This window comes from Clostridium sp. OM02-18AC (genome assembly GCF_003481825.1).
In the GTDB taxonomy this organism is placed as follows: Bacteria; Bacillota; Clostridia; order Lachnospirales; family Lachnospiraceae; genus Brotaphodocola.
In genome coordinates, this window is the sequence record NZ_QULW01000013.1 from 90353 (window position 1) to 113422 (window position 23070).

The 23070-nt window shown below is 47.2% G+C and carries 21 protein-coding genes; 19 read left to right on the forward strand and 2 right to left on the reverse strand.

Annotated features, from left to right (window positions below):
* The first annotated feature begins 113 nt into the window (after positions 1-113).
* The 16 genes from DXB18_RS10395 (at position 114) to DXB18_RS10465 (ending at position 19631) form a co-directional block, all read left to right on the forward strand.
* Positions 114-2906 (forward strand): transporter substrate-binding domain-containing protein, encoded by a 2793-nt coding sequence (locus tag DXB18_RS10395; protein ID WP_182430545.1) that lies wholly within the window; start codon positions 114-116, stop codon positions 2904-2906.
* A 115-nt stretch (positions 2907-3021) separates the two neighbouring features.
* The gene (locus DXB18_RS10400; RefSeq protein ID WP_118707657.1) at positions 3022-5850 is read left to right on the forward strand and encodes a transporter substrate-binding domain-containing protein; all 2829 of its coding nucleotides are present in this window, start codon (positions 3022-3024) and stop codon (positions 5848-5850) included.
* A 157-nt stretch (positions 5851-6007) separates the two neighbouring features.
* Positions 6008-6169 (forward strand): hypothetical protein, encoded by a 162-nt coding sequence (locus DXB18_RS16195; protein WP_182430546.1) that lies wholly within the window; start codon positions 6008-6010, stop codon positions 6167-6169.
* 216 nt (positions 6170-6385) lie between these two features.
* Positions 6386-7864 carry a polyphosphate:AMP phosphotransferase gene (gene pap / locus DXB18_RS10405; RefSeq protein WP_118542131.1) on the forward strand — a complete coding sequence of 493 codons (1479 nt, stop codon included), beginning with the start codon at positions 6386-6388 and terminating at the stop codon, positions 7862-7864.
* Complete coding sequence (locus tag DXB18_RS10410) at positions 7857-8171, forward strand: MGMT family protein (RefSeq protein WP_118542133.1); 315 nt, start codon at positions 7857-7859, stop codon at positions 8169-8171. The genes pap and DXB18_RS10410 overlap by 8 nt, the downstream gene beginning before the upstream one ends.
* 85 nt (positions 8172-8256) lie before the next feature.
* Positions 8257-8685, forward strand: a complete 429-nt coding sequence (locus DXB18_RS10415) for a DUF3842 family protein (RefSeq protein WP_118542135.1) — start codon at positions 8257-8259, stop codon at positions 8683-8685.
* 240 nt (positions 8686-8925) lie between these two features.
* On the forward strand, positions 8926-9699 hold the full coding sequence (gene larE / locus DXB18_RS10420) for an ATP-dependent sacrificial sulfur transferase LarE (protein ID WP_347560881.1): 774 nt from the start codon (positions 8926-8928) through the stop codon (positions 9697-9699).
* Positions 9696-10457, forward strand: a complete 762-nt coding sequence (larB, locus tag DXB18_RS10425; protein WP_118542137.1) for a nickel pincer cofactor biosynthesis protein LarB — start codon at positions 9696-9698, stop codon at positions 10455-10457. The genes larE and larB overlap by 4 nt, the downstream gene beginning before the upstream one ends.
* Before the next feature lie 28 nt (positions 10458-10485).
* On the forward strand, positions 10486-11874 hold the full coding sequence (gene larC / locus DXB18_RS10430) for a nickel pincer cofactor biosynthesis protein LarC (RefSeq protein ID WP_118707659.1): 1389 nt from the start codon (positions 10486-10488) through the stop codon (positions 11872-11874).
* A gap of 161 nt (positions 11875-12035) precedes the next feature.
* A complete protein-coding gene (locus DXB18_RS10435; protein ID WP_147355239.1) occupies positions 12036-12827 on the forward strand; it encodes a class I SAM-dependent methyltransferase in 792 nt (263 codons plus the stop codon).
* Between the two features lie 153 nt (positions 12828-12980).
* The gene (locus DXB18_RS10440) at positions 12981-13961 is read left to right on the forward strand and encodes an ABC transporter permease (RefSeq protein WP_118707663.1); all 981 of its coding nucleotides are present in this window, start codon (positions 12981-12983) and stop codon (positions 13959-13961) included.
* Positions 13958-14773, forward strand: coding sequence for an ABC transporter permease (locus DXB18_RS10445; protein ID WP_118707665.1), 816 nt, complete (start codon positions 13958-13960; stop codon positions 14771-14773). The genes DXB18_RS10440 and DXB18_RS10445 overlap by 4 nt, the downstream gene beginning before the upstream one ends.
* Positions 14774-14806: 33 nt before the next feature.
* Positions 14807-16432 (forward strand): ABC transporter substrate-binding protein, encoded by a 1626-nt coding sequence (locus DXB18_RS10450; RefSeq protein ID WP_182430547.1) that lies wholly within the window; start codon positions 14807-14809, stop codon positions 16430-16432.
* 115 nt (positions 16433-16547) lie between these two features.
* Entirely contained in the window at positions 16548-18254 is a 1707-nt protein-coding gene (locus DXB18_RS10455; RefSeq protein WP_118707669.1) for an ABC transporter ATP-binding protein, read from the forward strand.
* A gap of 18 nt (positions 18255-18272) precedes the next feature.
* Positions 18273-19037, forward strand: a complete 765-nt coding sequence (locus tag DXB18_RS10460) for a class I SAM-dependent methyltransferase (RefSeq protein ID WP_118707671.1) — start codon at positions 18273-18275, stop codon at positions 19035-19037.
* Positions 19038-19184: 147 nt separating this feature from the next.
* Entirely contained in the window at positions 19185-19631 is a 447-nt protein-coding gene (locus DXB18_RS10465) for an AAA family ATPase (protein ID WP_243103345.1), read from the forward strand.
* A 230-nt stretch (positions 19632-19861) separates the two neighbouring features.
* Here DXB18_RS10465 and DXB18_RS10470 read toward each other — a convergent pair whose 3' ends face one another.
* Positions 19862-20134, reverse strand: a complete 273-nt coding sequence (locus DXB18_RS10470) for a nucleotidyltransferase domain-containing protein (protein ID WP_118707675.1) — start codon at positions 20132-20134, stop codon at positions 19862-19864.
* A 373-nt stretch (positions 20135-20507) separates the two neighbouring features.
* Between DXB18_RS10470 and DXB18_RS10475 the strand changes: the two genes are divergently transcribed.
* The 3 genes from DXB18_RS10475 to DXB18_RS10485 all read left to right on the forward strand — a co-directional run bounded on the left by DXB18_RS10475 (position 20508) and on the right by DXB18_RS10485 (position 22590).
* Positions 20508-20972: an Hsp20/alpha crystallin family protein gene (locus DXB18_RS10475; protein WP_118707677.1), complete on the forward strand. Its 465-nt coding sequence runs from the start codon at positions 20508-20510 to the stop codon at positions 20970-20972.
* Positions 20973-21211: 239 nt separating this feature from the next.
* A complete protein-coding gene (locus DXB18_RS10480; RefSeq protein WP_118707679.1) occupies positions 21212-21676 on the forward strand; it encodes an Hsp20/alpha crystallin family protein in 465 nt (154 codons plus the stop codon).
* A 461-nt stretch (positions 21677-22137) separates the two neighbouring features.
* Complete coding sequence (locus DXB18_RS10485; protein WP_118707693.1) at positions 22138-22590, forward strand: hypothetical protein; 453 nt, start codon at positions 22138-22140, stop codon at positions 22588-22590.
* A 229-nt stretch (positions 22591-22819) separates the two neighbouring features.
* Here the strand turns inward: DXB18_RS10485 and DXB18_RS10490 are convergent, their stop codons facing one another.
* Positions 22820-23008: a hypothetical protein gene (locus tag DXB18_RS10490; protein ID WP_118707681.1), complete on the reverse strand. Its 189-nt coding sequence runs from the start codon at positions 23006-23008 to the stop codon at positions 22820-22822.
* Positions 23009-23070: the final 62 nt, after the last annotated feature.

A 23070-nucleotide genomic window follows, 5' to 3' on the forward strand; every position in this document is an offset into this window, starting at 1 on the left:
GACAGGATAACTAAAATATGACATGGATACATTGGAATCATTGGATATTTTGACACTGTAAAATAGAAAAATGCAAAATTAGAGTAATTACAATGCCACGTAAAGGGATAAAAATGAATAAATCAGTATTGCAAAGAGGTATCATTTTTATATTGTGCAGCTGCATCCTTTTTTCAATCTGTCCGGTTTATGCTTTTGCAGCAGAAAATCAGAAAGAGAGAGTTGTCAGGATTGGTGTACCGGATGATACATATGATAAGATAAATGGAAATGGAAAAAGAAGCGGATACGGCTATGAATATCTGCAGAAAATCGCAGGTTATACCGGGTGGAACTATGAATATGTAGATTGTACATGGGAAAATTGTTTCGACAAATTAAAAAATGATGAGCTGGATATGATAGAAGGAATCTCTTATACGGAGGAACGGGCAGAGACTATGCTTTTTTCCGCTATTCCAATGGGAGACGAAAGATATTATGTCTATGTAAAACCCGATCATACAGACATCTCATCCTCTGACACTGCATCTTTCAATGGGAAAACGATTGGGGTGCTTATGGGTTACCTGTCGGAAATGGTATTGAACGAGTGGGAAAAGAAATATGATCTGCATACACAGCATGTCAATGTTTCAAATAATGAAGATGCTTTGAAGAAAATTGCAGACGGAGAAATTGACGTTTTTGTATCGTTAGAGGATTCCAGTCTGGATGGGTACGGAATGGTGGCCTTAACGAATCTCGGAAGTTCAAAAATATATTTTGCAATCGGCCAGAGTCATTCTGATTTAAAGACAGAGCTGGATAATGCTATGAGAAGGATCACAGATGATGATCCTTATTATGCAGATGAACTGCATAAGCAGTTTCTGTCAGTGGACAGGGTATATTTTCTGACGGGAGAAGAACAGAAATGGCTGTCAGAGCATGGAACAATCAAAATCGGTTATTTGATAAACGATGGCGGGGTCAGTACTCTTGATACAGAAACCGGAAAAGTGAGCGGCCTGATCATGGATTACAGCCAGCTTGCACAAAACTGCCTGGAAGGACAGACTTTGAAATTTGACCTGAAGGGCTATGATTCACAAGAGGATATGCAAAAAGCGTTGCATGATGGAGAAATTGATATGATTTTTCATGTGATGCAAAATACGAATGCTGCCGAAGACCTGGGCTATGATTTAACAGATACTGTCTGGAAGTACAATATGGCGGCTGCAACGGTTAAAAAGAGTTTTGATGAAAATGCTGAAAATACGGTTGCGATACCAAGAGAAGACAGTGATTTGAAGTCTTATGTTTCCTACAATTATCCACAGTGGCATGTGAAGGAATATGCTACATGGAAGGATGCAAAGAAGGCTGTTTATAATGGAAAAGCAGACTGCATGATTATGGACTTAGGCAAGTTGGAACAATATTCTGATGATAATAAACTGCATAGTGTTTTTCTGGAAAAGTACGATATGGTGTCATTTGCAGTCAGACGTGGAAACAGCATGCTGCTGTCTGTCCTGAATAAGACTATAAAAACAATGTCTGTTTCAAAATTCTCCAATGCTGTGTATATGTATGACAGTAATCTGAAGAAAGTTACGGCAAAGGAGTTTATAAGGGACAATTTCTGGGGCTTTACGGTGCTTGTTGTATCTGTTTTTTTGATCGTGCTGATACTGATACTTGGATTACTCCAAAAAGCCAGAATTGCAGAGAAAAAGGCAAAAGAGGCACAGAAGCAGGCAGAAAAGGCGAACAGTGCAAAGACAGATTTTTTGAGACATATGAGCCACGATATCCGGACACCTTTAAATGGAATTATTGGGATGATCAATATATCAGAGCGTTATTATGGCAATAAAGAAAAATTGGATGAATGTAAAGCAAAGGTAATGCAATCGATGGACTATCTGCAGTCCCTTCTGAATAATGTTCTGGATATCGGAAAAGTAGAATCTGGAACATTACAGTTGGTAAACAAGCCATTTGATCTGGTTGCAATGCTCGTAAAACAGATTTCGATTGTTGAGACAAATGCAAAGGAGTATGGTATCAGCTTTGAAGGCGGAGTTTCCATGAGTACTTTTCATCACAGATATGTTATTGGCAGTGAGGAATATCTAAACCGTCTTCTTATGAATCTTGCCGGAAATGCCGTTAAATATAACCGAAGCGGTGGTAAAGTAATCCTGTATTTCAATGAGATTTCAAGCGATGGCAAGACGGCGGTTTTTGAATTTGTATGTTCTGATACGGGACTTGGTATGAGCGAAGAATTTCAGAAACATGCATTTGAATCCTATGCCAGGGAAGGAAAAGAAACAACGAATGGATATAGTGGTGCCGGACTTGGACTTTCTATTGTAAAAGATATTGTGGACAGGATGAACGGAACAATCAAACTGGAAAGTAAAGAAAATGTAGGTACAACGTTTACCGTCACGATACCACTTGAGATTGATCATAATGCTGAGAAGGAACAGCAAAAAAAAGTGGAAAAGCCTGATCTGTCCGGTAAGAGTGTATTATTAGTTGAGGATAATGAGCTAAATCTGGAAATTGCAAAAATGCTGCTGGAAGATGAAAAGATGGTTGTGACTACGGCAGAAAATGGCGAGAAGGCTGTGGATATTGTTTCCCAGTCAGTTCCGGGCAGATTTGATTTTATTTTTATGGATATCATGATGCCGGTAATGGATGGATTAGAAGCAGCCAGACAGATAAGGACATTGAACCGTAAAGATACAAAAGAGATACCAATCATTGCGATGACAGCGAATGCATTTCAGGATGATATCAGGGACTGCATAGATGCCGGAATGAATGCACATATTGCAAAACCCATTGATAGTAAAAAAATAGAGGACACTTTGCTATTGGTTTTAAAACAGAAAATGCAGTAAGACAATTCTTTGTGTTGTGTTTCTGGCAGCCCCGGTCAGGGCGGCAGATTCAGATGAAGATATTGATGCGGCAGTGCAATTTTATGAAACCAGGAGGTTGACAAGGAGATTTAATATGATTTCGAGAGCAAAGAAATATGTGGCAGTGTTACTGGCTTTTGTATGCGTGTGTATGATATTTTCTCCCCAGACTGCATACGCAGCCGAGGACAGTTCGCAGCATGAAACTGTCAAAGTCGGTTTCTTTGCCATGGATGGTTATCATGTGATGGATGAAGAAGGCAACCGCAGCGGTTATGGCTATGATTTCCTCCGGTTGATGGCTCGTTATTGGAATGTAGATTACGAATATGTCGGATACGATCAGAGCTGGGATGATATGCAGCAGATGCTTGAAGATGGCGAGATTGACATGGTAACATCTGCCCGCAAAACACCGGACAGAGAAGAAAAGTTTGATTTTTCACGTCCGATCGGAACCAATTATGGGATGCTGACCGTCCGCAGTGACAACAGCACGATTGTGGACGGCAATTACAGCACTTACAACGGTATGCGTGTGGCGCTTTTGAACGGAAACACCCGGAATGAAGAGTTTGCGGATTTTGCAGACGACAAAGGATTTACATATGTTCCATCTTATTTTGATACGACCACAGAAATGGATGAAGCCCTTCAGAGCGAAAAAGTTGATGCGATTGTTACCAGTTCTCTGAGAAAAACAAACAATGAGCGAATCGTGGAGAAATTTGGCAGCAGCGATTTCTATGTCATGGTTAAAAAGGGCAATACAGAATTGCTGAATGAGATCAATTATGCGATCGATCAGATGAATGCGGTTGAGGGTGACTGGAAAACGACGCTTTACAATAAAAATTATGAAAGCATCGAAACTAAGAATCTGGAATATACGGAGAAAGAAAAAAGTATTATTTCACAGTATTCCAAGGACAACCCGCTTCATGTTCTGTGTGATCCGACCCGTTATCCATATTCTTATAATGAAAATGGTGAGATGAAGGGTATTATCCCGGATTACTTCCGGAAAATTGCAGACTATGCCGGGATTTCCTATGAGTTTCTTACACCTGCTACCAGAGATGAGTATATTGCTTATCAGAAAAATACGGAAACCACAGATATGAGCATCGATGCACGCCTGGAAACAGATAACTATGCTGAGACGAAAAAATGGGGGATTACTGCACCTTTCATTACGATGCAGCTGGCAAGGGTGACACGGCGTGACTTTGATGGAAAAATGAATGTTGTTGCTACTGTTGACCAGACAGCATCAAATTCAATTGAAGATGCAATGGCACCCGGTGCAGAAAAACTGATGTGCAGTACCCGACAGGAAATGATGGAAGCTGTCCGTGAGGGTAAAGCAGATGCTGCCTTCGTCTACTATTACATGGCACAGGCGTTTGTGAACAGTGACACTACGGGCACCATGACATATACTCTGCTGGAACAGCCTACATTCACCTACCGCATGGTAATTTCATCAACTGAGAACCATGCGCTGGCTGGTATTCTGACGAAAGCAATGTATGCCATGCCCCAAAATCTTGTTGAAGATCTTGCAGCACAGTATACCACATACAAAGCAACAGAGCTTACATTTGTTGACTGGATCCGTCTGCATCCTGTTGTTACTGTTTGGGTTCTTCTTATTTTTGGATGGCTGCTGACTGCTATGGCTGGGACAATGGTGCGTCTCAGTGCAAGAAAAAAAGCTCAGAAGGCGGCCCAGGAGAAAGCTGAGGAAATGGCGGAACTGGCAGAGCATGCACAGGATGCAAACAAGGCAAAAACAGCATTTCTATCACATATGTCCCATGATATGAGGACACCGATGAATGCAATCATAGGATTTACCGGTATTGCAATGAAAAACAATCCGTCAGACGAAGTGAAAAATTGTCTGGAAAAGATTGACGAAAGCTCAGAGCATTTACTGTCGCTGATCAATGATGTATTAGATCTGACCCGCATCGAAAGTGGAAAAGTGAAATACAATCCGGTACCGGCGGATGTGAAAAACATTACAGATTATGCATTGGATATTATAAAAGGCTTTCTTACGAACAGGGATATCAACTTTAAGATTCAGCGTGAAGAAGCAAAGATTCCAAATGTACTTGTGGATCCTGCACGCCTGCGTGATGTGCTGGTCAATATTTTGAGCAATGCCGTGAAATTCACTCCGGATGGAGGGACGATTACCTTTGAAGCCCGGTGTCAGGAAAAGAGCGGGGATGGATATATAAATATGCGTTACCGCATTTCGGATACTGGTATTGGCATGAGTGAGGAATTTACAAAAGAAGTTTTTGAGGAATTTGCACAGGAAGATTCCGGTGTGAGAACGCAGTACCATGGAGTTGGACTGGGGATGGCTATCGTAAAGAAGTATGTAGATATGATGGGTGGAACCATTTCCGTGCAGAGTAAAAAGCATGAGGGAACCACATTTACTGTGGATATTCCTTTGGAAATTACAGATAAGGAATGTAATAAATCAGACACAGGTTTTTCGGAAAAGGTAAATCTTACAGGTGTGAATGTCCTTCTTGCAGAGGATAATGAACTGAATGCAGAGGTTGCTGCCGTGCAGTTGGAAGAGTTCGGGATGAATGTAGAAAGAGCTGTGGATGGAAAGAATGCTGTTGAGATTTTCAGAAATCATCCGAAAGGCACATTTGATGTAATCCTGATGGATATCATGATGCCTGAAATGAATGGTTATGAAGCGACAAAAGCAATCAGGGCAATGAATGACAGACCGGATGGAAAAAACATTCCTATCATAGCAATGACAGCTAATTCATTTGCAGAAGATATTCAGGCATCACTGGATGCAGGCATGAACGCACATTTGTCAAAGCCGATTGTGATTGATGAAGTTATAAAAACGATTTTAAGGTATGTATATAATTGATTCGCAGAGGTTCATGAATTAGTGGAATACAATTGACAGGAGAACTAAAATATGACAATGCGAGAGTGCTATGAAGCTATTGGAGAAAGTAACGGAAGTATAATCGTTTTTTAACTCCGAAATTAGAATGTCACCGAGTTGACCTTGGAAAAAATCATTGAAAAATCATCGGAAGCATGCATCCACCTGGGCAACAATATCTGCATCGATCCAGCCCCTGGCTGCAAAATGGGTTATCAATGCCGGAACAGGAGGAAACCTGAAGACGATTTCAACGAACGGTATTAAGGCAACTGTAAAAGCGACACAGGCAGACTAGTGTATTAACAGATTTTCTCTAGATACCAGAAGCAATATTGTGTATAATAGACTTAACTGTTTGTGTTAACAAAGCATACAGGGGTTGAATGATACATAGAAAACCGTTGTTGTTCATGGAGCGGGAAATCCTGGATTGAAGCTCCCGTTGCCGGAGCCCTCTGGCATGTGAACAATACCGGAAAAAAGCTTTACGGGAAAGAAGGAGGATCTGTCTGTGCTAAAGGAATGGATCCCGGTCAAGATGCCGGAAGAGAAGGAACTGAAGACGAGACTTGAGGCAGCCAGAGAGAAACTTGCGGTACAGCAGCTTCAGATGAAGGAGAAGAAAGTTCCGGTTCTGGTGCTGGTAGAAGGCTGGGGAACCTCGGGTAAGGGCTCTAGCATCGGACGGGTCATCCAGAATATCGACCCGCGTTTCTTCAAGGTTTTCGATATGGAGAAAAAAAGCGAGGAGGATGCCCGTAAGCCATTTTTATACCGCCATTTTGCAAAGATTCCGGAAGCGGGAAAGTTCGTATTTTTGGATTCAGGCTGGATGAGTGAACTGACCTCTGCTTATCTTCAGGGCGAGCTTTCGGAGAAAGAATATGAAAAACGGCTGGAGAGTGTGCGCCGTTTTGAGCGCCAGCTGACGGATAACGGCTATCTGGTGGTGAAGCTGTTTTTGAATATTTCCAAAAAGGAGCAGGGGAAGCGCATCAGCCATCTGACTGAAGAGAAGGATACGCAGTGGCGCGTCAGCAGCTACGATCTGTGGCAGCATGAGCACTATGAAGATTGCGGGGAAGTGTTCGCGGATTATTTAAAGCGGACAAGCATGCCATCGGCTCCATGGTACATTATTGATGCGAAATCGAGAAAGTGGACGGAACTGCAGATCATGGAAATCCTGACCCAGGGAATCGATGTTGCCCTCAGCAACAGCCAGATGGCAGTGCCGCTGTTACAGAATGTGTTCCCGCTGGAGCGCATGCCTTTGCTTTCCGAGATCCCGCTCGATAAGACCATTACTGACGAAGAATACAAAAAAGAGTTGAAGCAGTTAAAGGAACGCCTTGGGGAGCTGCACAACCGCCTGTACCGCAAGAAGGTCCCGGTGATCATTGCTTACGAGGGCTGGGATGCCGCAGGAAAGGGTGGAAATATCAAGCGCATCACCAGTGCGCTGGACCCGCGTGGATACGAGGTGCATCCGATCGCAAGCCCGGAGCCGCACGAGAAAGCCAGACATTACCTGTGGCGTTTCTGGACCAGACTGCCCAAGACCGGTCACATTGCCATTTTCGATCGTACCTGGTATGGCCGTGTTATGGTAGAGCGGCTGGAGGGCTTCTGCAGCGAGAATGACTGGAAGCGGGCTTACCATGAGATCAATGAGTTTGAGAAGGAGCTTCATGACTGGGGCGCTGTCATCATCAAATTCTGGGTACAGATCGATAAGGATACACAGCTTGCACGTTTCACTGAGCGTCAGAATACGCCAGAAAAACAGTGGAAGATCACCGATGAAGACTGGAGAAACCGGGAAAAATGGGATCAGTACGAGCAGGCAGTAAACGAGATGATCGCGAAGACCAGCACGACCTACGCACCGTGGCACATTCTGGAATCCGTCGATAAAAAATATGCCCGCATTAAGGCAATGAAGATTGTGATCGAGGAGCTGGAGAAAGTGCTGGAAGTTCATGAGTAAACTGAACGAAAATTTTATTTATGAAATTCTGTCAGTAGTGGAGGAAATTCCAGAAGGGCGTGTTGCTTCCTATGGACAAATTGCAAAACTTATCGGTCGGGATAAAAATTCCCGGCTGGTGGGGAAAGTGTTGAGTCGGGCTGAATGGTATGGGGAGTATCCCTGCCATCGGGTTGTTAACCGTGCGGGGCGTACCGCTCCTGGCTGGTGGGAGCAGAGGCTTCTTCTGGAAGACGAGGGTGTACAATTCAAGAAAAATGGCTGTGTGGATATGAAAAATTACCAGTGGAAATGTGGAACAGAGTGAAGCCTGACTGAATGTACGGAAGCAGTTTACTCGGAGTGCAAGTGAAATATCAGAAAAAATCCATGAAAAGAGGAAGCATAATTGTATGAATATACTTGTGATTGATGCGCAGGGCGGCGGCATTGGAAAACAGATTGTGAGTGCTTTGAAAAAACGTTATCCGGAGCAGTATATCACCGCGGTGGGAACCAACAGTCTGGCTGCTTCTTCCATGTTAAAAGCAGGGGCGGATGCGGCAGCCACCGGCGAAAATCCGGTCATTGTGTGCAGCCGTAGAGCCGATGTGATCATCGGACCGGTCGGAATTGTGATTGCGGACGCACTTCTTGGCGAGATTACAGCTGCCATGGCAGCGGCTGTCGGACAAAGTCCGGCAAAGCGCATCCTGGTCCCGGTAAACCACTGCGATAACTATATCGTGGGTGTGACGGATCTGAGCATGACAAAGCTGATCGAGGGTGTGGTTGCGGAAGTCGGGAAGCTGATGGAAAGTGGAAACTGTGTTCGTAAATAAATATTTTGGGATATATAATGCCATAGAATATAAGCTGAAGTTAACTTCACATTCAACTTCTAGTTGCCATATCGGCAAAGTTATGCTATAATTCTTCTCAATTGGACAGCACGAAGCTGTTTTACAGAGGCAGAAGCTTCTGAATGGTGTTTGATTTTACGACGTATTTTTTGAAGAATGTATGCACAGGAAGGCATACGGCTTTTCCAGGAGAAGCCGCTTGCCTTCCTTTATTATTTTTTGAGAAAGAGAGGACTGGATACGATGGACTTACAGGAATTTTTCAAAGAAAACCCGAAGGTGGCACTTGCTTTTTCCGGCGGTGTGGATTCTTCTTACTTACTTTACGCAGCTATGAAATATGGGGCAGATGTGAAGGCGTACTACGTAAAGGCGCTGTTCCAGCCGCAGTTTGAGATGGATGACGCAATGCGTCTGGCAGAGCAGTTAAAGGCTCCGGTCCGTGTGCTGCGTGCGGATGTGCTGTCTGACCCGGTGGTGGTTTCCAACCCGTCTAACCGCTGCTATTACTGCAAGAAGGTCATCTTTAACATGATCATGAAGGCAGCTGCGGAAGATGGTTACACGGTATTGCTGGACGGAACCAATGCTTCTGACGATGCAGGAGACCGCCCGGGCATGAAAGCCCTGCAGGAGCTGCAGGTAAAATCTCCGCTTCGTGAATGTGGTCTAGTAAAATCCGAGATCCGCAGACTTTCCAAAGCGGGTGGTCTGTTCACCTGGGACAAACCGTCTTATGCATGCCTGGCAACCCGTATCCCGACCGGCTGTGAGATTACGGCGGAGAAGCTTCAGAAGACCGAGGCAGCAGAGAATTTCATGTTCTCCCTTGGCTTCAGCGATTTCCGTGTGCGCATGATGCCAAACGGTGCGGCAAGATTGCAGGTTCCTGCCGCCCAGCTTCCGCTTGTAATGGAAAAGCGCGAAGAGATTCTGGCAGAGCTTAAGAAAAGCTATCCGGCAGTGCTTCTGGACCTGGAGGTTCGCGGATGAATAGTGAGATCAGAAAAACATTAGAGGCCGTGAAAAACGGTGAACTTTCGGTTGATGATGCGCTCCTTGCCATCAAAAAGGAGCCGTTTGAGGATATCGGTTATGCCAAAGTAGACCTGCACCGTGGAATTCGCCAGGGTGCCGCAGAGGTGATCTACGGAGCCGGAAAGACACCGGAGCAGATGATCGGAATTATCGGAGCAATGCTGGAGCATGAGGTGCAGACCATCCTGATCACCCGGCTTTCACCGGAAAAGGCAGAAGAAATCCAAAAAACTTATCCTCAGCTGGATTACCGGAAGGATGCAAAGATTGGTACGATCGGACAGTTCCCGGCAGCAGACGGCATGGGAAAAATCGTGGTGGCAACAGCAGGAACCTCGGACATTCCGGTAGCTGAGGAGGCTGCACTGACTGCGGAAGCACATGGAAATGAGGTTGTGCGTCTGTACGATGTAGGCGTAGCCGGACTTCACCGTCTGCTGGCTCATATGGATGATATCATGAGTGCGTCGGTGATCATTGCCATTGCCGGAATGGAAGGCGCCCTGGCCAGCGTGATCGGCGGTCTGGCAGACTGCCCGGTCATTGCTGTGCCGACCAGCATCGGATATGGTGCGTCCTTTGGCGGTGTTTCTGCACTGTTATCGATGCTGAATTCCTGCGCCAGCGGGGTATCGGTGGTAAATATCGATAATGGTTTTGGTGCCGGATACCTGGCAAGCATGATCAACCATATGGCTGAGGCGAGGAAATAGAGAGTAATCGGGAAACGAGGAAAGACAGATGAAAACATTATATTTACAGTGCAACATGGGCGCTGCAGGGGATATGCTGACTGCTGCGCTGTTAGAACTGATGCCAGATCCGGATGCCGTAGTAGAGGAATTAAACGGTCTGGGAATTCCGGGTGTGGAATTTGTGAAGGAGCCGATGAGCAAGTGCGGCATTGGCGGAACCCATATGAGTGTGCTGGTGCATGGAGAAGAAGAGTCGGAGGAGATGTTCCACCACCATCATGAGCATGAACACGAGGGCCATGAGCACAGCCACGAGGGCCATGAGCACAGCCACGAGGAGTATGAGCATAGCCACGAGGGCCATGAGCACAGCCACGAGGGCCATGGGCACAGCTGCGAGGAGCATAAGCATCATCACGACCATGCACACATGCACGAAGACCATGCACATGATCACGACCATACTCATGAGCATACACACGATCACGCACACCATCATCACCACAGCAGTCTCCACGACATCGAGCACATTGTGTGCGACCACCTGAATCTTTCAGAGCAGGTGAAACAGGATGTTATGGCAGTCTACGGTCTGATTGCTGAGGCGGAGAGCCATGCGCACGGGGTTCCGGTAACGGAGATCCATTTCCACGAAGTAGGTACCATGGATGCCATTGCGGACATTACGGCTGTCTGTCTGCTGATGAACCGCATTGCTCCGGATCAGGTCATCGTTTCCCCGGTTCATGTGGGAAGCGGACAGGTGCGCTGTGCGCACGGCATTTTGCCGGTTCCGGCTCCGGCCACTGCCTATATTTTAAATGGAGTGCCGATTTACGGCGGAGCGGTAAAGGGAGAACTTTGCACACCGACCGGCGCTGCGCTCTTAAAGCATTTTGCAACCCGCTTTGGAGACATGCCGGTGATGCGTACCGAGGCAATCGGTTATGGCATGGGCAAGAAGGATTTTGAGGTGGCAAACTGTGTCCGTGCAATCCTTGGCGAGACAGAGGATGCCGGCGATACCATTGCGCAGCTGGAGTGTAATGTAGATGACATGACTGCAGAAGAACTGGGCTTTGCCATGGAAACCATTCTGGCAGCTGGTGCGCTGGAGGTTTACACCGTGCCGGTTGGCATGAAGAAATCCAGACCGGGTACGCTGTTGAGTGTACTGTGTCATGAGGATCAGAAAGAAAAGCTAGTGCAGGTGATCTTTAGAAATACAACAACCATTGGTGTGCGGGAGCACAGCTGCAGCCGTTACACGTTACAGCGAAGTTTTGAAACCGTGCGTACACCATATGGAGATGTTCAGAAAAAAGTTTCTTCCGGTTATGGTGTAAAGCGGGAGAAATATGAATATGAGGATCTGGCACGGATCGCCAGAGAGCAGGGCATGTCTCTTGCTGAAGTGAAGAAGCAGATTTTATAAAACAGACTTACAGCTGTGGAAAGCAGCCGCGGGAGCGAAACGGCAGAAAGCAGCCGCAGGAACGAAACGGCAGAAAGCTGCCCAAAAGAAGGAAGGCAGCAGAAGCAGCTGCAAAAACAAAACGGCAGCAAGGCTGTCAGGAGAACGGGAGAACAGGAATTGTGCAGGATCAGATGAATCAGGATACCATATTGGATGCGCTGACGTCGTATTGGACGGACCGGGCGCAAAGCTACAGTGCACAGAATATTGCGGAGATGAATGACTGGCGGAGGCAGGCATGGAGAGAGCTGATTCTCTCCAACGCACCGAAAAAGGAGTGTCTGCGTGTGCTGGATATTGGGACAGGACCAGGCTTTTTCGCCATCAATCTGGCACTTGCCGGACACAATGTGACCGCGGTCGATGTGACGGAAGAGATGCTTGCGCACGCGAAAGAAAATGCAAAAAGTTATGGCGCTAAGGTGGATTTTGTCCTTCACCGGGGCGAGTTTCTTCCTTTTGAGGATAACAGCTTTGACTTGATCGTCAGCCGAAATGTGGTCTGGAACCTGGAATACCCCGGGCAGGCGCTTTCCGAATGGGCGCGAGTGCTTGCGCCGGGCGGTCGTATGGTTTATTTTGACGCGAACTGGTATCTGTATCTTTACGATGAAGATCTTTGCGCACAGAAGAAAGCAGCAGAGAAAGCGTTCCGCGCCAAATATCCGGTGCACAATTATGCCGGAAATCTTCCGAAATCACGGATTCTGGAACTGGAGCAGACCGCGTATTCCCTCCCTCTTTCCAGAGAAAAAAGACCGGAATGGGACAGAGTGGTTTTAGAAAAGCTGGGCATGCAGATCGTGACGGTGATCGACGATATCGGTCCGGGGGTACAGGATCCGTTGGACTGGGAACGCGATCATCCGATCCATACATTTATGGTCTGTGCAGAAAAACCAGAAGCCTAGACACAATTATGGCTGCTTATTCCTGTTTTGTCGGGTTCTAAGGTCAAAGCAAGCAAGATTGCATCGGATTTGCCGACTTTTTGACCCTGGTATTATCCGATTGTACTGGGACGATGAAAGATAGGAGAAATTGCCGGGAAAGGGGGAATGGCTATGTCAGTTTTACACAGTGTACGGGAAAAACATCCTGCATACGGATATGCGTTGAGACGAATCCTTGCACTTATTCCGGTGCTGCTTGGAGTAACATTCCTGACGTATGGACTGATGTACCTCTCCCCGCAGGATCCGGTTGAGATGATGCTCCAGGGGCAGGGCACGGCACCGGCTCCGGAGGTCGTAGAAGCAATGCGGCATCAGCTTGGCTTAGACCGACCATTTCTGGTTCAGTATGTGGACTGGCTCTCTCACTTTGTCCGCGGTGATATGGGAGTATCGTATCTGGATGGTGCTCCGGTGGCGGGGAAATTGTTGTCCGCGCTGCCGAATACCTTGAAACTGACGGCGGCATCGGTGCTCGTGACGGTTCTTTTTTCGGTTCCGCTTGGTGTCCTGACTGCTGTGAAACAGGGAAAACCGGCAGATATCATCATTCGTTTTCTGAGTTTTATCGGCAACAGCCTGCCCAACTACATTGTATCACTGTTGCTTTTGTATGTTCTGGCGCTGAAGCTGGGCTGGTTCCCGATCCTTTCTACCGGTTCCTGGGACAGTATGGTGCTTCCAACGCTGGCGCTGGCGCTTCCAATGACCGGAAAGTATATCCGGCAGGTGCGGGCAGCTGTATTGGAGCAATTAAAAAAATCGTATGTGGACGGCGCCTATTCCCGGGGCCTGGCTCCGGGAATCGTACTGTTTTCCTATGTGCTGCGCAATGCCATGACAACGATCCTGACGTTACTGTCCATGTCGGTGGGGGCACTTTTGGGAGGAACCGCTGCCATTGAGGTGATCTTTTCCCTGCCGGGAATGGGCTATATGGTAACCAGCGCGGTCACCGCCCGCGATTATCCGGTGATTCAGGCATTTGTTGTCTGGATGAGTGTGATCTATCTGCTCGTCAATCTGCTGACAGATCTTTTTTATTTTTATATGGATCCGCGGATCCATGCCGGAATGGAGGGCGGATCATGAGACATTCAACAACGTGGGCAAAGCGGAAGATGCTGTTTTATCTGTTTTTATTTATAGTGCTATGCCTGTTTAGTCTGGTTTCCGTCCATCTGGCCCCGCATGATGCGGAACTGGTCGATCTGCTGGCGGCAAAACGATCTCCGGATGCAGAGTATCCGATGGGAACGGACGGGTTGGGACGATGTATTTTATCCCGGATCCTGGCGGGCGCGTACAGTTCCATCTTTGCGTCACTTTTGATCGTGGCATTATCCATGCTTATCGGATGCGCCGCAGGGATGATCAGTGGATATGCGGGCGGCATAACGGATGAAATCCTGATGCGGGTCGTCGATGTTTTTCTGGCATTTCCTGGTATTGTGTTATCGATCGCAGTAGCTGGGATGTTAGGACCGGGGCTGAAAAACGGAATTTTTGCGCTGGCAGCGACAGGCTGGACGCAGTATGCGCGCCTGACACGCAGCTATGTGCTTTCCATCCGGCAGGAAAATTATGTAAAGGCGGCAATTTTAAATGGACAGAGCAGTGTGTCCATTTTGCTGCGGCATGTGTTCCCAAATGCGATCCGTCCGGTGGTTGTGACCGGAACACTGCATTTGAGCAGCGCCATGCTGAGCATTTCCGGACTGAGCTTCCTTGGTCTTGGCGCCTCCACTGCAGAGTGGGGAAGCATGCTTTCGGAAGGACGCAGTCTGATGCAGCAGTGCCCGTGGGTTGTGCTGTATCCGGCGCTTGCGATTTTTCTGGTTACGATTTTGTTTAATCTGCTGGGGGACAGTGTGCGGGATGCGCTGGATCCGGAAATGAAATAAAAAGAAAGAATTGTGTGAAATGGAGAAATGCATATGAAAAAAACAATCGCAGCAGGTTTGGTAATCCTGGCAATCATAAGTCTCACAGCCTGCGGATCGAAAACGGCCACTGGAACCGGGAATGCGGCAAATACTGCAGTGGTTTCTAATGCAGCAGGTTCTGGTGCGGACATCCGTCCAGATGCTGCAGCTTCTTCGGATACAGGCGCAGACACGCGCGGTAATTTTGTTTTTGGTGATTATGTCGGAAATGTCGATCCGGCTTCAGGGGCCTATGCCTGGGTCGGCATGCGCACCGGTGTCATGGAATCGCTGTTTCGGTTCGATGAAAATTTAAATGTGGAAAAAAATCTGGTAGAAGAGTATTCCGTTTCCGATGATGGACGGACCTGGACCATCGAACTGCGTGACGGCGTTCTTTTCCAGAGTGGAAATCCCATGGATGCGGAGGCGGTAAAGGCTTCCCTTTTGCGTACCTGTTCATTGCAGAGCCGTGCGGCACAGGAGCTGAACATCGCGTCCATCGACACAGAGGGCAATACATTAAAGATCACAACCAACATGCCGAATCCGGTTTTGCCAAATTGTCTGTGCGACCCGTATTCCGGCATTGTGGATGTGAAGAGCCTGGATGATGCGGGTAATGCCACAATAGGAACCGGACCATTTAAGCTGGTAGAATATGTTGAAAATCAGCGTATGGAGCTAGATGCTTTTGACGATTACTGGGGCGGAAAACCGGCAAGTAAGCATGTGACGATCCGCGCCATCAACGATCTGGACGCATCTGCCATGGCGCTGCAGAAAGGGGAACTGGATGCCTGCTATGGTCTGTCTTACGATGCCCGTGATCTGTTTGACGGAACAAAGGGGTTTAAGATTTCCCAGGCTGCAACTTCCCGTGTATACAAGATTTACTTTAACCTGGAGCATGAATTTACCGGCGATGCGGCATTCCGGAAAGCTGTCTGCATGGCAGTGGACCGTGAGAATTATGCGAAAGTGCTGGTGAATGGAGCGGGAACCCCGACAAAGACCACATTCCCTGCGGTTACGGCGTTCAGCGATGAAGCATCCCTGACGAATGTGCCGGATTTTGACATGGATGGCGCAAAAAAGATGTTGGAGGAAAATGGCTACACGGACTCAGATGGAGATGGAATTCTGGATAAAGACGGAAAGAAGGTTTCGCTCCAGATCATCACCTATGGACGTACCGGTCTGCCGCAGAGCAGCCAGGCGCTGCAGTCTGCTTTAAGCCAGCTTGGCATCGAGGCAAGCGTAGAGCAGTTAGATAGCACGGAAGATCGCGGTCATGCAGGAACCTTTGACTTGAGTGTTTACGCAGAGGTCACGCTTCCGACCGGCGACCCGTATTCGTATCTGATGAACAGCTACGGAACGGATGGCACCAACAATTTCGGAAACTATTCCAATGTCGAGGTCGATGAGCTGCTTGGAGAGCTTGCCGTGGAATTTGATACCGGCAGGCGTGCAGAGCTGGCAAAGCAGATCGACAAGATCGTGCTGTCGGATCATTCGTATTGCAATCTATTCCATTTAAATATGTATATGGCGATGAAGGATACGGTCGAGGGACTGGAGCAGTCGCCGGTGGATTATTACCATATTACGGCGCAGACATGTGTGAAGCAGTGAGAGCAATTGTTTGTGTCTGACAGATCTGTGCATCAGCGGAGTGTCAGGAAGCAGAGAACGAACGTCTTGTTGAAAAAGGAAAAGAGAGTAGATACCGGTTGAAAGGGGGAATTCTGTGGAGCAGGAACAAAATGCACTGTTGGAATTAAAGAATTTGTCGGTGCGCTATGCAGACGGCTCCGATTCTGTTCTGCAGGGAATCAGCCTTTCACTGCATGCTGGTGAAATTATATGTGTGATCGGGGAGAGCGGTTCTGGGAAGAGTACGCTGTTTCAGTCGATCCTTCAGCTTCAGGACCGGGTGATGGTTACGGAAGGAAGCGTGGCATTTCGGGGAGAGGTTTTGTGCGAGGCTTCTGCCGGGGAGTCCATGCCTAGAAAGTCACGACAGTTTCCGGGCGGTGCTCCCGTGGTTGGAATGCAGAGCAGGCTTTCGGTCAGAAGTTTTTGGGGCAGGAATCCCTCCAAATTGGTAACGCGCAGACTCCGCAGCATCCGAGGCACCGGAATCGGCGTTGTGTTTCAGGAGCCGGGCGCATCACTCGATCCTACCCGAAAAATCTGGCGGCAGTTTTACGATGCCATGCATGCGCATGACAAAAGCGTGCGGAAAATGGACGCAAGGAGCAAAGCAGAACAATTGCTGAAACAGATGGAATTTTCAGATCCAGACCGCATTCTCGACAGCTACCCGGTGCAGTTGTCTGGCGGGATGAATCAGCGCGTGGCGATCGTACTGGCGATGGCATTAAAACCGGATGTGCTTCTGGCAGATGAACCGACCAGCGCCCTGGATGTTACCGTACAGGCACAGGTAATCAAAGAATTGATGGAGCTGCGCAGACAATATAACACGGCCATACTTCTGATCACGCACAATATGGGTGTCGCTGCGAAGATGGCAGACCGGATCGTGGTGATGAAGCGCGGGCAGATCGTAGAGTGTGGCACCAGAGAGGAAGTTTTGAAACATCCGAAGCATCCGTACACACGGAAACTGCTGGAAGCAGTGCCAAAGATCGCGAAGATGAAGAGTGAAAATATTTTGCAGTCAGACATGCAGCCGATACTGGAAGTATCTCATATCACAAAAACATTTCATGAGCATGGAGGCAGACAGTTCCGTGCAGTCAACGACATTTCCCTTACCGTAAGAGAAGGTGAGTGCGTTGGAATCGTCGGCGAGAGCGGTTCGGGAAAATCAACCCTGGCGCGCATGGTGACCCGTTTGCTTCTGCCGGATAGCGGTTCGGTAAAGCTGTGCGGGACGGAGCTGACCACAGCAAAGGGAGCTTCCCTGCGTGCGGCTTACCGGAACATAAAGATGATCTTTCAGGAGCCGCGGAGTTCGTTTGACCCGCGCCTAACACTGGGAGAGAGTATCTGTGAAGCCTTAGAGCCAGTTATGCCAGGGAAAAAAGCGCGCATGGAAGAGGCCGGGCGGCTGCTTTGCAGTGTCAGCCTGGATGAAAGCTTTCTTGGCCTTTACCCGGGGCAGGTCAGCGGCGGGGAGTGCCAGCGTGCAGCAATTGCGCGTGCGCTTGCGCAAAAACCAAAGCTTTTGATCTGTGATGAGGCAACCTCTGCACTGGATGTGTCCGTGCAGGCACAGATCATAGTGCTTTTGAATGAGATCCGGCAGAATCAGCAACTCTCAATTTTATTGATTTCTCACGATCTCGCACTGGTCAGTAGTTTTTGCGACCGGCTTTATGTTCTTTATGAAGGAACGGTTGTAGAAGAAGGGGAGACTGCGCAGGTGATCCAAAACCCCAGACAGCCGTATACGAAAAAACTGATCGATTCGGTGCTGTCTATATAACAGAAAGGAAATTTTGTAATGTTAACACAGGAACAGATCAACAAAGACTGGACCGTCCGGTCTGATAATTATAACAATTATGTGGAAGAGGAATTTGCCACGGACCGCCCGCGAAAATGGCTGGAACTGATCGAGTCCCAGGCACCGGACAGCCGACCGCTCCGGATTCTGGATGCCGGATGCGGTCCAGGCTTTTTTTCTGTCCTGTTATCAAAGGCCGGACACCAGGTGACGGGCATTGATGGTTCGGAAGGAATGCTTAAGCACGCCAGAAAAAATGCGGAACATTACGGGGTGTCACCGCAGCTTTTGAAGGGCGATTTTGGTGCTCTGCCATTTCCAGATGATACCTTTGATCTGGTGGTCAGCCGGAACGTGACCCACATCATAAGAGAGCATCTGAAAGTATACGGGGAGTGGCTGCGGGTCTTAAAACCGGGCGGGGTACTCCTGATCTTTGATGCCAACTGGCATTTGCCGTATCAGCCGGGACCGGTGCGGGACGAGGCAATCCGCCGCGAACGCGAAGGTCTGGAAAAATACGGGAGAGGCTATACCCACGACGGTTCCTACGAATACATTGACAGCGAACTGGAACCGGAAAATTACCGGGTATTCGGAAATGCACAGCGCCCGGATTTCGATATGGGTGTGCTCAGACAGCTCCCGTGTACCGATATCTCCTTTGTGCGGGATGTCACGAAAGAACTCTGGAGTGAACGCGAGAAATTCTTTTACGCCGCAACGCCGCTGTATATGCTGCGGGCGGTGAAAAAGAAATAGCAATACCATAGAATCGGAGGAGAATACCAATGGCCTGAAGACGGACACCATTAATGTTGGAAAACCGGACAAAACAGGGCGATATTTATTTGGAAAACCGGACAAAATAAGCAGGAAACAGTATGGAAAAGCACAGGGAAAAATCTGGTGGAAATCAACTTTCTGGAGAATGAAAATGCCAGAAAACTGTTTCAGGGAGCTGCAATCAGTAAGGATATCTTAATCCGTATTTCCGCATTAACGGATGTGCCATTGGAAGCAGGAAAAACGATTATCCTTTTCGATGAGGTACAGGAATGCCCGGAAATCGTAACAGCAGTAAAATTTCTTGTAGAAGAAGGCAGTTATCGGTATCTTTTGAGCGGATCACTTTTAGAAATCAAATCCGGAAAGGGATATATAAGACATGCGGCGTTGAGCAATGTACTTGCAGCAGAAAATTATCAGATTCCCCATGGATTGGTTTTGTGTAATGAAAATGTCAGTGCAGATGGTAAAGTCATATATTACCCCATTTATATGATCATGTTTTTGGAGAAAGAAGAAAGCGACGATATGATTTATACACCAGACTTTTCTATTCTTCGCCAGTAAGTAACAATATCGCACGATAACAAACGAGGGGCGAAAGTTCCCGCAGCCGCCATGCATGGCGGCTGTGGAAACTTTCGCCCCTTTGATTTACTGTTCGATATTGTTTATATTGATGAATGTGAATATTGCCCGTCTACGATTTTCTGGAAATCGAAAAAAAGATCGATATACCTGTTTACAATTTCGTGACAAAATGATTTGATGATTTCCCCATCATATTTTCGTAGCGTTTATAAAATTTTGCGTCCATAGGTTCGGATATCCTCCAGTAACAGTTCATTTTTGCAGGTGTCGAGATTGATAACATTGAAAGAATATAAGGTAGGAATGGAATCAATCGCTTCTTTCAGTGCATCGAAGGAAGCAACACCGGATACAGCAATATCAAAATCACTCCGTGCAGTGGCACAGCCTTTTGCCCGCGAGCCAAACAGGAGCACTTCTTTCGGATGAAAAGCTGCACAGATGGAAGTAATGGACTGTAAAATTTCTTCTGTGGTCATGGTATTGTCCTCTTGGAATATGGATTATATGCTATCAGTATAGCCAATCTGGCGGCAGATTTTGCCGATTTGGAATGCGAAGCATCGGCAAAATCCTGTTGCTGGGCACGCATGCGTGAACAGTAACGACATTCCTGCTGTATGCGGCTGAAAATAGTGGGAAATAACTGTTCACAAAATCTTCACAAAAAAATTAGCACTCACCTCTTGACAGTGCTAATAATACGTGCTATATTACACGTAGAACAAAGGAAAGGGATACAGAGGGAACAAAGAAAGAAGAAAGAGGTTCCCGGGAGTCCCTGAAAAATCCTGGTTCCAAAGAAACAAGGTTAAGCATAGAGAGACTTAGATAGAAAAGGAGAGATGACTTATGTTAATGCCGAGTATTTTTGGTGAGGATATGTTTGATGATTTTATGAGAGATTTTCCATTCTTCGATGAGAACGCTGGAAATAAGATAGAGAAAAAACTTTACGGACGTCATGCAAAGAACATGATGAAGACCGATATCAAGGAGCTGGAAAGCGGTTATGAGCTGGAGATGGATCTTCCGGGATTCACCAAAGACGAGATCACCGCAGAGCTGAAAGATGGTTACTTAACCATCAGCGCATCCAAGGGACTTGATAAGGATGAGCAGGAGAAAGAAACCGGTAAGTACATCCGCCGCGAGCGTTATGCAGGTGCCTGCCAGCGTAGCTTCTATGTTGGCGAAGACATTACCGAGCAGGACATCAAGGCTGAGTTCAAGCACGGTATCTTGAAACTGTTTGTCCCGAAGAAGGAAGCACAGCCGAAGGTAGAAAATAAAAAATACGTAGCCATTGAAGGCTAATACAAATGACTGAAACTTCCCCGGAAAACAGCAAGGCTGCTTGGCCGAGGAAGAAACCGCAGCCATAATATAGAAGACTGAATTTGATAATAAGTAAATTTTAGGTAACTATTCAGTAGGTCTGCGCATTTACTGCGCTGACCGTAAGAAAACATAGGATGGCAGGCAATGGGATTTTTGCTCGTGACTGTGAAGATACTGAACAGTTACAATTTTAGATAGAAAAGGAGAGATGACTTATGTTAATGCCGAGTATTTTTGGTGAGGATATGTTTGATGAATTTATGAGAGGTTTCCCGTTCTTCGATAACAGCGCAGAGAACAACGTTGAGAAGAAACTGTATGGTCACAACGCCAAGAACATTATGAAAACCGATATCAAGGAGCTGGAAGGCGGCTATGAGCTGGAGATCGATCTTCCGGGATTCACGAAAGAGGACGTCACCGCAGAACTGAAGGATGGCTATTTAACCATCAGTGCCGCTAAGGGACTTGATAAGGATGAGCAGGAGAAAGAAACCGGTAAGTATATCCGCCGTGAACGTTATTCCGGTGCGTGCCAGCGTTCCTTCTATGTAGGTGAAGATGTGACAGAGCAGGACATTAAGGCTGAATTTAAGCATGGTATGCTGAAGCTGTTTGTTCCGAAGAAGGAAGCAAAACCAGCGGTAGAAACCAAGAAGTATGTTACCATTGAAGGTTAATGCGTAAGCAGGCTGAGATGGCTGCAGAACCGCATGAAAGAAAGTAAATAAAAAGTCCACGGGTCAGTAAATTGCTGGTCTGTGGACTTTTTGCCTGTATGATAGGAAATTGCGTCCTATCATACAAAAACGCTCCGCGAGGATGCGCACTCGGCGCAAAGGCAGATGGTTGCCGAAGCAACCGCGCCTCGGCGCGAGAATGTGCAAAGGCACATTCTTTTTTCACCTGTAAAAGCCAGACTCTGGTTGCTGTCCCATATCTGCAGTCTCCATACTTTTATCTTAAGAAAAAAGTTTCCTTTCTTCATAAAATGATGACAATTTGGACACAATTTTATTGTTTAATAGGAGTGGCTGTGGAGATAGACACAGTTACAGATCGCATATGCATCAGTAGCCGGAAATGCTTTCAGATCGAGAAAAAACAGATTCCGTCTGCTGAAAAAAGAAAGGTGGTTAAAATGAAAAAAAGAGCATTGATTATGATGAGCACCGCAATGGTCATGGTATTTGCAGCAGCTTGTTCTTCAAAAAATACCCCGTCTGCTACAGCAAGCGAGACAACGGCTGCAGTGGCAGAGACAACACAGCAGGAGACTACAAAGGCAGAAAGCACAGCCTCTGCTGAGAGTCTGAACACAGATGAAGCAAAGGATTCAGAGGAATCTAAGACAGATTCTGCCGCAGAGCAGGAAGAAGCAAGCATGACAGGCACGATCAGCGATATCAAGGATTTCATGTTTACCATCACATTTGATGGTCAGGATTACGGCTTCAGCTTTGATCAGAATGAGAAGCCGCAGGGGTTAGACAGTGTAAAGGATGGTGATACCGTGATGGTAACCTATACCGGTACGGTAAATACCGTGGATGCCTTCACGGGAAAAATCCTTTCTGTTGAAAAAGTAGACTAAGAGGAAACCGTTTGGCAGGTCTGTAAAGTGAATGCGCAGACTTGCCAAATAGCATTATATGCTTCAGGAAGCACTGTAGGAATCTACCGTAATGGTATAGCAGCTGCTTCCTTTTTTATTACTGTTCCATCACTCTTTTTGATGGTGACGTTTGCACTGCCCTCACCGCCGTTGCCTGCGTTGGTCTCATCATTTACAATAGCGCCGGTCAGGTCGCAGTCGGTGAGCTTCAGGTGGTAAGACCTTCGATGCCTCCGGATGTGTCCTGTTTGGTGGTATCGTTGCCGCCTGGACCACCCTTGTCATCCGGGCCGCTCTTGCCGTCCGGCGCTTCTTTGCCATCCGGCGAACCATTCCCGTCATTGTTTTTATTCTGTCCGTCCTGATCTTTGTTTGATGTGCTCAGTATAAAGAACAAAGCGTGACATACTCCCACCACTTAGCTAGCGCCTGAAGTGGGGGCTTCTCGTTCGATTGCCC